This is a genomic window from Weissella cibaria KACC 11862, from assembly GCF_000193635.1.
Classification (GTDB): domain Bacteria; phylum Bacillota; class Bacilli; order Lactobacillales; family Lactobacillaceae; genus Weissella; species Weissella cibaria.
Map to the genome: position 1 here is coordinate 61958 of NZ_AEKT01000019.1, position 14872 is coordinate 76829.

Genomic DNA, 14872 nt, shown 5'->3' on the forward strand with positions numbered 1-14872 from the left:
ATTATGCCTCCGCAGTCGGTGCGTCCGCCTTTGAGAAATGACGTCCTAGACTATAAGTTGCTTCCAACGCTGACAAATCAGCGCTAAAGACGTTCAAGTCAGCGTCTTTGCCAATCCGCAACGTTCCCTTTGTATCAAGCCCAAACTCGACAGCTTGGTTAACTGAGGCCATTTGGATAGCTTCTTCAATCGATGCACCGGTGAAGGCCATGATGTTGCGGAAGGCGTCATCAAACTCAAGCACAGAACCAGCCAATGTTCCGTCAGCCAAACGGGCTTGCTTATCCTTAACCCAAACCTTCTGGCCACCCAATTCTGATTCACCATCCCCAAGTCCCTTGGCACGCATTGAATCAGTAATCAAATCAATCCGGTTAGCCGTCTTAAGCTTGTAAGCGACGTTGACCATATCTGGATAGACGTGGAACCCATCGACAATCAACTCCGTGCGAATGTTGTCTTCTAACATCGCGTGGCCTGTAACTCCTGGTTCACGGTGTGACATTGGCCGTTGTGCATTATATAGGTGGGTAATGTGGCTCGCCTTTGAATTGTGCTGTAAGAAATCACGGGTTGCATTTGAGTGACCCACTGAACCAATGATGTTGTTATCTGCCAAATAATCTTCGAAGGCCCGAACGTCCGCTGCTTGTTCGGGTGCATACGTAATCAAACGAACACGGTTACCTGACAATTCATGCCAGCGCTTCACCAAGTCAATACTTGGCGCAATAATGTGTTCTTCTGGTTGAGCCCCCTTAAAGTGCGGGTTGATGAATGGTCCTTCCAAGTGCACACCAACAATTGCTGGTTCTTGTTGAGCCGCCTCATTAACAGCCGTCATCGACTTTGAAATATTCTCAACTGATTGGGTCATGGTTGTTGGGAAAACAGCCGTAATTCCCTCTGAAATTTGCCCATGCACCATCTTAACGATATCTTCTGTCACACCGTCCATGGTATCAAATCCATAGGCACCGTGCGTGTGGACATCAATAAAGCCAGGTACAATAACTTTACGATCGGCCCGGACAACGTCATCCGTTGCCGTCAAAACCAATTCAGCCATTGGCCCCATTGCTTCAATTTGCTTATCAAAACGGATGTAAGCATCCTTGATAACTGGATTTTCTTGTTCCCCGGTATAGATGGTTGCGTGGGTCAAAACTGTGCTCATGATTAACTCCCCTTTAAGTGAAATACTAAATTGGTACAGGCGGTAATTAGCCGTCTCTATCATGTTCTTATCGCTTACAAGTTTACACGGTCTAGGTCACTTTTTCCAGTGACAGTTAAAAGCCACCATCCCCTGTACATCGACTGGGGATGGTGGCTTTTAAAGTTAACTATTAATCTGCTGACAAAGCATCAATTGGGTTCAACTTTGCTGCACGACGAGCTGGCAACAAAGCTGCCAAGAATGAAATGACCAAAGCTAAGATCAATGTCATCACGACATTGCCCAATGAGATTTGAATCATATCAAACTTCGCGATTTGGTAAAGGGCACTGTTCAACCCAGCCCCAATACCGAATGCCAAAATCACTGCCAAAATGAAACTTGCCAATCCAATCAACAATGATTCTGACGTGAACAAGTTACGAACGTCCTTCTTGCTTTCACCCAAAGCACGCAAGATACCAATTTCCTTCGTTCGTTCTGAAACGGACATGAACATCGTCACAATAATCATCAAGGCTGACACAATCAATGAGATGGCCGCAATCGCTGCCAACACATTTGTTGCCAATGACACAATCGTGTTAATCGTATCCAAGATTGAACCAACCGTTACCGCTTGGTACAAACGCTTGCCATCTGCATCCTTCATCTTGTTGACTGCCTTTTGGAAGGCCTTCACATCATCGGTATGCTTCACACGAACCGTCACGAACAACGCACGCGTATCCGCACCAGCTTCCTTGTAGGCATCTTCGATGGTGCCGGCCGTTGTCACGTTAGCTGTACCGGCTTGGCCAGCATCGATAACACCTGCAACCTTGAATGTCTTGTTAATCTCAACTGGTGTCATTCCGTCTGACTTAACTGTCATCCACTTAACCGTCATCGTCTTACCAACAACTGATTGCCAATCCTTGGTATTGAACTTCTTCGCAACCGTCTTCTTGTCGACCAAGATTTCGTTCTTGCCCGGCACATGACCAGCCTTGATCAACTTCTTTTGATAAGTTGCTGACCACGTTTGCACTGTGCCAAGTGAGTAAGCCTTACCATCCAATGTTGCTTGCACGTTACCGGCTTGATAACCCTTTTGCAACGTCTTCACGTACTTGTTGGCCTTAATCTTCTTGATTTGGTCATCTGAAATCGTCGTCTTATCCATGTCAACGCCGGCTGTGGCCCCAGAAGTTTGACCAACGCCGCCGTTATCACCTTGATGACGGGCAACCGTTACCGCCGTTGGATTAGCCAAAGAATTGACCTGGTCATTAATGTAGGCCTTAACACCATTTCCTAACCCGGTAAACAGCATCACCGCAAACAAACCAATTGCCGTTCCAATCATAATCAACGAATTACGCCAGAAGTTATACGTTAAGTGCTTAAACGCATTGCGGAATGACGCTGACGCTGGCAATGGTCGGTCAGCTAAACGCGTATCATCGGCTGGAAGTTCGAATGCTGGTCGCAAACGTTGGTCGTCATCAATTTGACCATCTGCCAAATGAACAATTCGTGTCCCGTGGTTCGCCACATCTTGTGAGTGCGTTACCGCGATAACCAACTTACCATCCTTGGCAATGTCTTCTAGGATTTCCAAAACTTCAGCCGTGTTTTTACCGTCCAACGCACCCGTTGGCTCATCAGCAATAATCACCTTAGGGTCTGATGCCAACGCACGGGCAATTGCCACACGTTGCTTTTGTCCACCTGACAATTGGTTAGGGTGCTTCTTAATTTGTTCTTGCAAACCAACCTTTGTCAGTAGTTCAGTTGCGCGGGCCACTTTCTCCTTTTGACTCAACGTCGTCATCTCTAATGAGACCAATACATTTTCCAAAACCGTCAAGTGACTAATCAAATTGTAGGCTTGGTAGATGTAACCAATCGTCCCCCGACGGTAAGCATCGAGTTGCTTTTCTTTTTTGTGGTCCAAAACTTGACCGTCAATGGTAACTTGACCCTCAAATTCACGATCCAAACCACCAATGATATTCATCAGAGTCGACTTACCGCCACCTGATTCACCAAGAATTGAAACAAACTCGCCCAATTCAAAGTCCAAGTCAATTCCCTTCAAAACAGGGAACTCTTCTTTACCCAAAAAGTATGACTTGCGGATATTTTGTAATTCCAAAAATGCCATTGTTCTTCCTCCGGCCTTTCATATTCATATTTTCATTAAGTTAAATATAAGTGTACCGCCACCCCATACCCACGTCAAGAAAACTTTAATATAACACTTGCTGATTAAACTTTTTGTGGTATATTAAAATTAAATCAAGGAGGTACATCATGAACCGAGAAACCAAAAAAGCGCTCACGAAACAACAATTAATCGCGAGCGCTACGGCTTTGTTCCGTGAGAACGGCATTCACAATACTGACTTAAAAAGTATCGCAGCTGATGCCGGTGTTTCAGTGGTGACCTTCTACAAGTATTTCGATAGTAAGGATACCCTTGTCCGGGAAATTGCTAACGATGAACTCAATAACCTTTTTGACCGTATCATGGCGATTGCAGATTCACCTGATCTAACGATTTTAGATAAGATAAAGGCTTTTGCCACACTCACGGCCACTGCCCAAAAGAAAATCGCCACCACATACGGCCCAGAAATGATTACCTTGCTTGAGACAGATGATGCACACATTCGGGCAGTTGCTGACACACGCCGAGATACTTTTTTTACGACCATTATTGAACAAGGACGGTCTGAAGGCTTCTTCAATGCTGACGTCAGCACCGCTGCTATTCGCGTATACATCGATATGTTCATGTCGTACGATCGTCAAAAAACCATCGCTCTTGCTCAGGGTGAAATCGATATCAAAACAATCGATCAGCAACTTGAACAACTCTTTTTCTACGGCTTAATGGGTTATATCAACGTTGACAAGCGCGCCCAACTAGACCAAATTCGCCAACAAAATAGAGAGTGAGACAAAAGGCTTTTAAGGCTGAGACAGAAACTTCTGTCCCAGCCTTATTTTTCTACACTCATATTAGTTCTTGCCAAGTTTGCAACACACCGTCGTGATTATTGTCAGCGACAGCGATGGCATAATCATACGCGAATAATCGCTTATCAGCATTAGGCATAATAATTGGTTGCCCTGCGATTGCCAGCATTTCTAAATCGTTCATACCATCCCCAAAGACAGCTAATTCCGATGGCGTACCACCAAGTGTCTCCAATAATTGCTGGAGGCTGGCCGCTTTATTAACACCTGGCGCCATGACATCCACGACACCATTTCCGGGTGTCGTTGCATGCACATCGGTCTGATTTTGGCGGACTTGGGTCACAAATGTTTCGCTTTCAGCTAGCGTCCAAAACACCGTCACCTTCATGACCGGTACGTCGACTTGCATTAACGAATCCACAAAGCGTGGCTGCCCATATAAGCTAGCCATCATCGTTAAAAAACCACTTGGGATGGCCCCATAATCGCGGACGACTAATAACTCATCCGGACTGAACACTAGGATACCACCATGCGGTTTAACTGACATACGATCGATTTCGTGTTGTAGACTACTTAATTGTTCTTGCGTCATCATGTGTCGTTCTTGAATCTGACCGTCAGCAGAAAGAATTGTTGCGCCGTTATCCGCCACAATATTCACCCGGTCTAAGAAACCACCAAATAACATTTGGACGTGTTTTAAATCGCGACCACTCGCCACGATGAATTCCCCGCCCGTTGCTTCATATGCTTTTAGGACCTGCGCAAATAAATCCCGATTAAATCGTTTCTGATCATTTAAAAGCGTACCATCTAAATCAGTTGCCACAAATTTTGTTTGCTTCATCATGTCACCTCACTCAAAAATTAATCTAACATAGAATTTTGAAGTTGGTGTTCAAATGCGAGTAAGTTTTGCTTCCAAGTCACGCCGGCCCGATAATTTCCCAACGTGCCATCTTGACGGACGATGCGATGACAAGCGCCTAAAATCAGTAATGGATTTTTCGCAACCGCTGTGGCAATGGCCCGGACAGCATTAGGTCGCCCAATCGCCGTGGCCAACGCTTGATAACTCATCGTCGTACCTGTCGGAATAGTTTGCAAGTATTGCCAAACTTGCCGTTGTAAATCGGTGCCATGCGATTGCCAATCCACTTGATATGGTGGTAAGGCCCGTCCTGCTAAATACGCAGCCACCAGATTGGCATAGCGCTGCTTGGTTGCCGACGTTGGCTGACCGGTTGGATACCAAGATTGATATTCAGCAACTGGGTCATCGGCCAACGAGACAAATTGCACGCCCATTGGTGAATAAAATAGCGTAATTGTGCCATTTAACAATGGATAACTTTCATAATTAATCATCAGCTAATCCCCCTACGCATAAGTTTAGCAAAAAGGAGCGAACCTGCGCTCGCTCCTATAATCAGTTAAATAATTGTTTCCAGCGTTGCCAAGACACCATCATGCTCATTATCAAATAGTGCCTCACGGTAGCCGCGGCCAAAGAGACGTTCATCTGAATTCGGCATAATGTACACTTCGCCCGCCAACTGCATCATTTCCAAGTCATTCATACCATCCCCAAAGACCGTCAAATCTTCAGGCGCTAATTGTAATTCGGCAATCATCGCTGATAGACTAGTCGCTTTATTGACACCTGCTGCTAAAATATCAACCGCCCCATAGCCTGACGTCGTTGGGTGCAAAGACAATGTTGTCGCTTGAATACGGGCAATCGCCTCATTTGAATGGACAACATCAAAAATCGCCGTCACGCTAGCCAATGGTTGGGGGATGTCGCGCAAGTGATCAACCATATGAATTTGACCATAGACCTGTGTCATATAGTCTTGCAAGTCAGCACGTAGCTCGCCATACCCATTTAAGCGGTACATGCTGTCCGCAGAAAAGGCAATAATACCGTCCTTTGGTGAAACATCTACCAAAATTTGTTCCAACTCAGTTAGTGTGGCTGGGTCAATCGTGCGCAAAGTCGTCGTTTCCGTCCCACGCACGTGCCATGCAGCACCGTTATTGGTCACCAGATGAACACGGTCAGCTAAAGCCCCAAACTTTGTGCGCACCCACTTCGCTTCTCGCCCAGTAGCAATGGCAAATTGGTCGCCTTGCGCATCCAACTTATCCAAAATAGTCGTAAAACGATCAGCATCAAACGTCTTATCCTCGTGTAGGAAAGTTTGATCTAAGTCAGTTACGTACAATCGTGTCATCTATGTTCACCTCTACTTATCATTTGTCACTTACAGTGTATCAAAGGTATTTGGGGATAGATACCCAAAAGTACAAAAAAGGCGATTGCTTTCGCAATCGCCTTTTTAATCAGTATAGCTCATCAGGGAGTCGAACCCTGGATGCCGGTGTGAAAAACCGGAGTCTTAACCGCTTGACCAATGAGCCATTATGTCGCTTCGTTGCCTCAACAACATAATATATATTACCAGGATAATCATCTCTTGGCAACCCTTTTTTTAAATTAATTTTCACCCCATGTACGTGCCGTTTTATTGATAACTAAAACACCCCGCCCTGGTACTGTAATTGTCGATAGTTGATCACAATCTTCAAATTGTGACAGAGCCGTCACCCAAATTGCCGCATCCGTTAAATCTGGCAACATCACTGCCGCTACCCCATCGATTAATTCATGCGTTGCAATGGCCCCCGAATGAATTGGTACTTCTAGATAAGGATCGACATCATCCGTCTTATCAAAAACTTCGAACGTCCAAAACCAATCTGGATCCTCCGGCTTTGTCTCAACGCGACGCATACCGCCACCTTCCAACGAGACAGCTGCGACTTCAGGTAGCGCCAACAACGGCCGTAAATGTTGTTCAAACGCCTGTTCAACTGCCCACCCCTGCACTAATGCACCCGGATGATAATTTGGCATTTCACCAGCAGCATATAACTGATTAGTCATCTGCTCCCCATATGTTGCCGCTGCTAAGACCGTCCGAAATTGAGGCGACACCTCATGAATCGACAGTTCACCTGCATTGAATCGATTCAAAGTCGACATTGGTCGCTTTTCTGAAAACTCACGAAAGATCCAGTCAAACCAATACTGCATTTGCACTTCGGCCAAATTGCCGTGCTCAGCAATCGCTTGTCGTGCCGGTTCACCACCTTTAAACGCTATCTTCGCCTCATACATGACACCGTCTTTTTCCACTGACAAACCTGCAAGCCAATACTTTGCATTAATTGGTTGTACAAACATTTGGTAGCCCCCTTCATTTGGTTACTAAAAGTTTAGCTGTTCAGGCTTAACCCCACCTTGATTTAAACTTACCGGTTCTTCACGTATAATGAAATAGACAAGAGGATAAACAATATGACAACTAAACAATTAGCTCATCCGAAGCTACTGCTATTCTTTGAAACGTTGACGGCTATCGGAGTCGTTGTTGCACTATTACGTTTTCTCGCCAGTATCATTAATGCGATTTATAAGCATACAACTGGCAATGAATTAACGTTTGTCACAACTATTCGTGATAATGCCTGGCAAAATTATTTAACGCTAGCGCTATTAATCATTGGTATTATTGGCACTCGCATCTTAAAGCGTCGTTTCAAGTAAAACAAAGCCGCAACCTCATCTGAAGTTGCGGCTTTTAAGCGTGTTCCGAAAGGCAAATCCTTACCATAACGCCATTCATCTCGCTCTTTTTGTTTTATTCAAACTCGGCATTCTTTTTCATAGTTGCTTGAATGGCGTCAGCCACCAAACCATTTAAGTTGCCTTGTTCAAGTGCTTCCCAACCAGCAGCTGTAGAACCGCCCGGTGTCATCACTTCATGGGCCAAGGTCATGGGGTCCTTCTTTAAATCACCCATGTGACGAGCCGTACCAACAACTGTTTGTTCTGCCAAACGCGCGGCTGTATCCGGCGCGATACCTGCCTGAATCCCCGCTTGCGTCATCGCTTCCGCAAATGCTGCAACAAAGGCTGGTCCCGAACCTGCTAATGCGCTAACAGCGCCAAACTGTTCTTCTGGCAATTCGTCTGTCCGACCCAACTCCAGGAACAACGCTGCGATTGCGCCCTTCACATCTTGATCCATATCCGTATCAAATGCCAACGCTGTGTAGCCATACTTCAATGCCACATTCACATTTGGTAACGTGCGTGCGACCATAACGTGCTCACCAAAGGCTGCATGCAAGGTTGCCAATGACACACCACCCAACACAGATGCCACAATCACACTTGGCTTCATCATAATCCCAAGTTGCAACTCTTTTGCGACAGCTTCAAGCTGCGCAGGTGGCATAGCCAACACGACCATATCTGATTCAGCCCAGACATCCAAGGCCGACTGCTTCGCTTCCAAGCCTAATTCCGCAGCCACTTGGGCACCGGAATTAGGTGAATAAACTACTTGACGAATATCTGCATTGCCTGACCAGCCTTGCATCATCGCTTTGGCCATATTACCTGCGCCAATAAAACCGATTGTTAACATCTCACACCTCATTTATCACATTGTTATTAGTCATATCATAACATAGCCAAATCACTCGCACCGGCTCAAAATAGTTTTAAAATTTCGGATAAAGAAAAAGGTCTAGCAATTGCCAGACCTTTATTATTGACTCTATGAGAAACCTTGTCGTTCTGATAATGAGAATGACCGGTTATGATAGCGCATCGACATTATCAGACCGATGCCAATCATATTTCCGACTAACGCCGAACCACCTTGCGAAATGAATGGCAATGGAATACCCGTCAATGGTACCAATCCAATGTTCATCCCAATATTTTCGAAAATGTGGAAGAGTAGCATCATCACAACGCCAGCTGCAATATAAGCATAGAATTGATTTGACGTATCGTAAACAACTTGGAAGATTTGGTAAATCAACAAGAAGTACAAAATCAATAACAAGATACTACCTACGAAACCGAAGTTTTCTCCAATAACCGAGAAAATCATATCAGATTCACGCACTGGCACAGCCACGTGTGATACGTTGAAACCTGTACCACTCAAACCACCCGAACCAATTGCTTTCATTGATTGCCACAACTGGTACGCACTGTTTGATGTATCACCAGATGGCTTCAACCAAGCATCGACACGCGCAAACTGGTAAGCTTCAAATCCCACCTTTTCCAGAATATGGCGTCCCCAGGTTTGGGTAACGAACAGAATTGCTGTCGTTCCCAGTGCCCCGGCAACCCCCATAATTGGTCCAAGGATTTTCCAACTCAAACCAGATACAAGCGTCATACCAAAAACGATTGCCAAGAACACCATCATGGTTCCAAAGTCGTGTTGGGCAAGCACCAAAACAACAACCGGTGCCGACCAAGCAATGATTTTTAACAGCAACATCTTATCTGAACGCCAATCGTGAACTGGATTGTTTAGATTGTGTTGCGAAATAGCGCGGGCCAACATCACGATGAAGGCCGGCTTCATAAATTCAGCTGGTTGAAAAGTTAACGGTCCAAAGGCGAACCACATACCACCAGTCCTTGCATAATACGCACGTGAATAAAACACCAACACGGCCAACATCAAGAAAACACCAAATCCAAAGATGTAAGGTGCTACTCGCCATAGCTGTTCCGAGTCAAAGCGCATAATAATCATGACGACTACAATACCTGCAAAATAGTAGGCCGCCTGCATAATTACCATTCGCGTCACGTTCACACCAACTGTATCGTGTGTTCCCGCCACATATAAGGATGCCAAACCAATCAACGCTAGCATCATGACAACGAAGATGATCGACCAATCGACCTCACCTTCGTGTGCAAAAAAGCGTTTGATCATGTTTTACCTCTTAACCTGCAATTAGTGGTGCAAATTGAATTCTGCAATCAACATTTCCATTGCATCATCAAAGTCCTTAGCCGTTACTGAACGGTTATCAGAAAAACGCACCGTCAATGGTGTCGTTGATTCATCAATCGTTCCCAAACGAACCTTGTTAATCTTTACTTCTGAGAGGTTATCTCCCATATCGTTAATTTCTACTGAAACTGGCTTATTATTCCGTGACATAATTACTTCCCTTGTGATCCGTGCATGTGTTCTAGCAACTTTCCAGCACCCTTGGCAACATTATCCAATGGGCTTTCTGAAATCATAACGGGCACACCTAAGTGATCTGAAATCAACTTATCCATCCCGCGTAGTAGGGCACCACCACCAGTTAGCACGATACCACGATCAATGATATCAGAAGCTAATTCTGGTTGAATGCGGGCCAATACTTGGTGCGCCGCATCGACGATTTGCGCCAATGCATCGTGCATCGCCGCCTCAACTTCATTAGCATTCAACGTAATTGTACGTGGCATACCTGAGAAGTTATCACGTCCACGGACTTCCATCTCTTCTGGCTCGTCTAATGGTGTTGCCGTTCCAATCTTAATCTTAATTGTTTCAGCTGTACGCTCACCGATTTGCAAACCGTGGTCACGCTTAACCATGTTGGCAATATCTGCGTTCATCTTATCACCGGCAACTCGAATTGATTCAGATGCCACAATATCGCCAAGTGACAACACGGCAATATCAGACGTACCACCACCCATGTCGATAACCATTGACGCAATTGGTGAGAAGATATCCAAACCAGCACCAACCGCCGCAACCTTTGGCTCGTACTCTAGGTAGACCTTACCACCACCAGACTTTTCGGCAGCCCCGATAATCGCCTTACGTTCAATTTCTGTGATATTCGTTGGGGCGCACACCATAATGTTTGGTCGTGACATGATGCCCTTTGCGTTCAACTTTGACATAAAGTATGACAACATCGCTTCCGTCATATCGAAGTCTGAAATAACACCATCCTTCAATGGACGAACTGCGCGAATGTTACCTGGCGTACGACCAACCATTTGGTAGGCTTCAGTTCCCACAGCCAAAACCTTATCTGTTTTGGTATCAATTGCGACAACAGAAGGTTCGTTAAGGACGATTCCTTCACCCTCAACATAAATTAGGACATTTGCCGTTCCTAAATCAACGCCGATTTCCTTGGCCATGATTTTCCACCTCTTATTTTACTTGCGCATACTCGCTTTAATTCTTAAATATGTATCTTTAATAGTATACAACAAAATCCGCCTTAAATTGACCCCAGTTTGCTTTCCAGCGTAAAATAGGGGTGACAAAAAATAAAGGACATTATTACCTATGAAACTGACATTGCAAGAAATGGCAACGGCCATCAACGCGGAAATTATCAACGCGGCCGATGTCGCTGTTACCAGCACCACATTCGATTCACGTAAAGCTGAAGCCGGTAGTTTATTCGTCCCCCTTGTTGCTGCAAATGATGGTCACGATTACGTTGCTAGCGCTGTTGCTAATGGTGCCACAGTTACCTTATGGCAAGCTGACCACCCTAATGTACCAACTGACGTGCCAACATTGGTTGTTGCCGATACGCTCGTGGCCTTCCAACAATTAGCCGTCTACTACTTGAAGCAAGTTCAACCAAAAGTTGTTGCGATTTCAGGTTCAAACGGTAAGACAACGACAAAAGATTTCGTTGCCGCAATTGGTGCTTCAACATTCAAAACTGTCAAAACACCAGCCAACTTCAATAACGAAATTGGCGTCCCAACGACCATCCTATCGATGCCTGCGGATACCGAATTGTTAGTCATCGAATTCGGTATGGATCGTCCTGGTGACCTAACCTTCCTATCTGAAATGGTTCACCCCGACATCGCTGTCTTAACGATGATTGGTGAAGCCCACATTGAATTCTTCAAAACTCGCGAACGCATCGCCGACGGTAAGATGGAAATCATTGCCGGCCTGCAACCGAACGGCGTCCTCGTGTACAACGGCGACGAACCATTACTCCGCGAACGCGCTGGTCAACACGCATTCTTGCATACTGCAACTTTTGGCCTTAATCCTGATAATGATTTGTATGCGTCAACAATTGCTATGAATCCCGTCGGTGCCACCTTCCAAACGGATAAATCAGCGATGACTTACCACATTCCATTGACGGGTCGCTACAACGTTTCTAACGCCTTGGCCGCCATTTCAGTCGGCATCTTGTTGGGGATTTCAGACGACAAGATTGCACAAGCACTTGCAGAAGCCCCCATCACTGAAAACCGCACTGAATGGTTAGCTGGTAATTTTGGTGGTAAGATTTTGTCTGATGTTTACAACTCAAATCCAACCGCTGCCAAGGAGGTCTTGCACTTCTTTGCCGAGACACCTGTCACAGGTCGACGTATTGCTGTTTTGGGTGATATGCTCGAACTTGGTGAAGCTGGCCCAGCCTTGCACGCTAGTCTTGCTGAAAAGCTTGATCCGGCCACGATTCAACACGTGTACCTCGTGGGTGACATCATGGCGAGCCTCGAAGATGTCTTGAGCGTTAATTACCCAGCTGGTACCGTTAAACGCTATAGCAAGGATGACAAGGCAACCCTGATTGCTGATCTTCAAGCTGATTTAACGGCTGATGATGCCGTCCTTCTGAAAGGGTCACATGGCATTCACCTTGAAGAAGTGGTAACTGCCTTGGTCTAATCAAACAACAGAAAAAAGCGATGCAGACATTCGAATGTCGCATCGCTTTTTATTGTCATTAGACTGACTTAATATAGTTCACACCGTCTGCCGCTGGGGCCTTTGACTTGGCGAAGAAGACAACCAAAATCAAAACCGTGAAGACGTATGGCGCAACTTGTAGGTAAACTGCTGGCACTTGGTTCAATAGTGGCAATTGTGCACCGACGATTGCCATTGATTGTGAGAAGCCGAAGAACAACGCAGCTGCCATGGCACCAACTGGATTCCAGCGACCAAAAATCATGGCCGCCATTGACATAAATCCTTGTCCAACAATCGTTGATGCTGAAAAGTTACCCGCGATTGATTGGGCGAACAACGCCCCACCAATTCCACCAAGGACACCTGAAATCAGCACACCGGTATAACGCAAAGCATAAACATTCAAGCCAAGCGTATCTGCAGCTTGTGGGTTTTCACCAACTGAACGCAAGCGCAACCCAAAACGGGTCTTAAACAATACCCATGAAGCTACAAAAGCTACGATAATCGCAACCCACGCTGTGGCAGAAGTCTTCGTGAAGAAGATTGTGCCGATAAATGGAATCTTTGCCAAACCAGGTACATTCCAGTAACCAAAGTTTTCTGCAATCATTGATGTTTGACCCTTACCGTACATCAACTTAATCAAGTAAACACCCAAGGCTGGGGCCATCAAATTCATCACTGTACCTGACACAATGTGGTCAGCGCGCAAAGTCACCGTTGCGACCGCGTGTAGCAATGAGAAAATCAGACCAATGACTGCACCAGCAATCAAACCAAGCCATGGCGTCAAAGCCCCAAATTGGCTTGCAAATGTTAAATTAAAGACAACGCCGGCGAAAGCTCCCATAATCATGGTTCCTTCTAGCCCAACGTTAACAACTCCAGCACGTTCTGAGAACGTACCCCCTAATGCAGTGAAAATCAAAGGCGCTGAGTAAACCAACGTACTTGAAATCACCAATTGCAAGATCGTTTCCAAACTCATGGTTACTCTGCCTCCTTCTCTACCTTCTTGTCGTTACGACCCTTTTTCTGAGGGCCGGCCAACTTCTTGGCTTTTTGTTTTGCATCGTCTTCATCGATCTTAACCAAAATCAAACGAATCAAGTAGTTCGCACCGATAAAGAAGATAATTGACGCTGTCACAACAGAAACCAATTCAGTTGGGACACCTGAAGCCAATGGCATTCCTAATCCACCAACAGACAAAATAGAGAACAACAAAGCAGCGAAGAAGATACCCAAGAACGAACCTGATGCCAACAAGGCAACCGCCATACCATCGTATCCAACTTGTGGTGCACCAGTTTGCGAGAAGATGTTCAAGTACGTTCCCAAACCTTCAGTTGCACCAGCCAACCCAGCTAACAAGCCAGAAATCGTCATGGCTGTAACTGCCGTGCGCTTTGCTGACATACCCGCATAACGAGCAGCATCGGGGTTCAACCCAACTGCACGGATTTCAAAACCAAGCGTTGTCCGCTTCATAATGAACCAAATGGCTACCAGCGCCACAATCGCAATGATAAACCCAATGTTCAAACGAGACCCACCCGTTAAGTTCGCAAGCAAATCCCAACGTAGCGAATCCTCCGTTGGCAACGTAACCGTCATATCAGTTGTCGTCATCAACTTCTTAGGTAACCCTTGCACAAAGGCATTTCCACCATATAAGGCAATGTAGTTCAACATGATTGTTGTAATAACTTCTGATGCACCAAACTGAGCTCGCAGCCAACCTGGCAAGGCACCCATCAAAGCACCAGCGAGCGCCCCGATGATAACTGCCAACGGAATTGACAGCCATGGTGTCATTGATTGGTTAACCAACACAAACCACGTTGATGCAATCCAACCAACCCAAACTTGACCAGCAAGTCCGATGTTGAAGAAACCGGCTGATTGTGCAACCAAGAAACCGGCCGCCGTTAGAATCAGCGGCGTCATCGATCGCAACACTTCACCGATATTCAATGATGACCCGAGCGCTGATTGCACCAAGCTCACATAACCAGTCACTGGATTAAAACCAGAGACCAACATGATGATCGCACCGACCATCAAACCAAAGAAGACAGCCAGGCCTGCAACGAGACCTGTACCGTATGAATTAATTTTATTCACCAGT

General features: G+C 45.7%; 15 protein-coding genes and 1 tRNA gene. 3 read left to right on the forward strand and 13 right to left on the reverse strand.

What is annotated here, in order from left to right; genetic code table 11:
* Window position 1 precedes the first annotated feature (1 nt).
* Both nagA and ESE_RS0103635 read right to left on the reverse strand, forming a co-directional pair.
* Window positions 2-1177, reverse strand: a complete 1176-nt coding sequence (gene nagA / locus ESE_RS0103630) for an N-acetylglucosamine-6-phosphate deacetylase (protein WP_010371377.1) — start codon at window positions 1175-1177, stop codon at window positions 2-4.
* Window positions 1178-1349: 172 nt separating this feature from the next.
* Window positions 1350-3329, reverse strand: a complete 1980-nt coding sequence (locus tag ESE_RS0103635; protein ID WP_010371381.1) for an ABC transporter ATP-binding protein/permease — start codon at window positions 3327-3329, stop codon at window positions 1350-1352.
* 149 nt (window positions 3330-3478) lie between these two features.
* Between ESE_RS0103635 and ESE_RS0103640 the strand changes: the two genes are divergently transcribed.
* On the forward strand, window positions 3479-4126 hold the full coding sequence (locus tag ESE_RS0103640; protein WP_010371388.1) for a TetR/AcrR family transcriptional regulator: 648 nt from the start codon (window positions 3479-3481) through the stop codon (window positions 4124-4126).
* A gap of 58 nt (window positions 4127-4184) precedes the next feature.
* Here ESE_RS0103640 and ESE_RS0103645 read toward each other — a convergent pair whose 3' ends face one another.
* The 5 genes from ESE_RS0103645 to ESE_RS11830 all read right to left on the reverse strand — a co-directional run bounded on the left by ESE_RS0103645 (window position 4185) and on the right by ESE_RS11830 (window position 7403).
* Window positions 4185-5003 (reverse strand): HAD hydrolase family protein, encoded by an 819-nt coding sequence (locus tag ESE_RS0103645; protein WP_229103710.1) that lies wholly within the window; start codon window positions 5001-5003, stop codon window positions 4185-4187.
* A gap of 17 nt (window positions 5004-5020) precedes the next feature.
* Complete coding sequence (locus tag ESE_RS0103650) at window positions 5021-5521, reverse strand: methylated-DNA--[protein]-cysteine S-methyltransferase (RefSeq protein WP_010371392.1); 501 nt, start codon at window positions 5519-5521, stop codon at window positions 5021-5023.
* A gap of 65 nt (window positions 5522-5586) precedes the next feature.
* The gene (locus tag ESE_RS0103655; protein WP_010371394.1) at window positions 5587-6390 is read right to left on the reverse strand and encodes an HAD hydrolase family protein; all 804 of its coding nucleotides are present in this window, start codon (window positions 6388-6390) and stop codon (window positions 5587-5589) included.
* Between the two features lie 115 nt (window positions 6391-6505).
* Window positions 6506-6577, reverse strand: a tRNA-Glu gene (locus tag ESE_RS0103660).
* A 76-nt stretch (window positions 6578-6653) separates the two neighbouring features.
* Complete coding sequence (locus ESE_RS11830; protein ID WP_010371396.1) at window positions 6654-7403, reverse strand: hypothetical protein; 750 nt, start codon at window positions 7401-7403, stop codon at window positions 6654-6656.
* A 114-nt stretch (window positions 7404-7517) separates the two neighbouring features.
* Here ESE_RS11830 and ESE_RS0103670 point away from each other — a divergent pair, with 114 nt between their 5' ends.
* On the forward strand, window positions 7518-7766 hold the full coding sequence (locus ESE_RS0103670) for a hypothetical protein (protein ID WP_010371399.1): 249 nt from the start codon (window positions 7518-7520) through the stop codon (window positions 7764-7766).
* A 94-nt stretch (window positions 7767-7860) separates the two neighbouring features.
* Here ESE_RS0103670 and proC read toward each other — a convergent pair whose 3' ends face one another.
* The 4 genes from proC to mreB all read right to left on the reverse strand — a co-directional run bounded on the left by proC (window position 7861) and on the right by mreB (window position 11198).
* A complete protein-coding gene (gene proC / locus ESE_RS0103675) occupies window positions 7861-8652 on the reverse strand; it encodes a pyrroline-5-carboxylate reductase (RefSeq protein WP_010371402.1) in 792 nt (263 codons plus the stop codon).
* A gap of 132 nt (window positions 8653-8784) precedes the next feature.
* Window positions 8785-9975, reverse strand: coding sequence for an FtsW/RodA/SpoVE family cell cycle protein (locus tag ESE_RS0103680; RefSeq protein WP_010371405.1), 1191 nt, complete (start codon window positions 9973-9975; stop codon window positions 8785-8787).
* A gap of 21 nt (window positions 9976-9996) precedes the next feature.
* Entirely contained in the window at window positions 9997-10206 is a 210-nt protein-coding gene (locus tag ESE_RS0103685) for a DUF2969 domain-containing protein (protein ID WP_010371407.1), read from the reverse strand.
* 2 nt (window positions 10207-10208) lie between these two features.
* A complete protein-coding gene (gene mreB / locus ESE_RS0103690; protein WP_010371409.1) occupies window positions 10209-11198 on the reverse strand; it encodes a rod shape-determining protein in 990 nt (329 codons plus the stop codon).
* A 151-nt stretch (window positions 11199-11349) separates the two neighbouring features.
* Here mreB and ESE_RS0103695 point away from each other — a divergent pair, with 151 nt between their 5' ends.
* On the forward strand, window positions 11350-12714 hold the full coding sequence (locus ESE_RS0103695; protein WP_010371411.1) for a UDP-N-acetylmuramoyl-tripeptide--D-alanyl-D-alanine ligase: 1365 nt from the start codon (window positions 11350-11352) through the stop codon (window positions 12712-12714).
* A 58-nt stretch (window positions 12715-12772) separates the two neighbouring features.
* Here the strand turns inward: ESE_RS0103695 and ESE_RS0103700 are convergent, their stop codons facing one another.
* Both ESE_RS0103700 and ESE_RS0103705 read right to left on the reverse strand, forming a co-directional pair.
* The gene (locus ESE_RS0103700) at window positions 12773-13729 is read right to left on the reverse strand and encodes an ABC transporter permease (protein WP_010371413.1); all 957 of its coding nucleotides are present in this window, start codon (window positions 13727-13729) and stop codon (window positions 12773-12775) included.
* 2 nt (window positions 13730-13731) lie between these two features.
* On the reverse strand, window positions 13732-14868 hold the full coding sequence (locus ESE_RS0103705; RefSeq protein WP_010371423.1) for an ABC transporter permease: 1137 nt from the start codon (window positions 14866-14868) through the stop codon (window positions 13732-13734).
* Window positions 14869-14872: the final 4 nt, after the last annotated feature.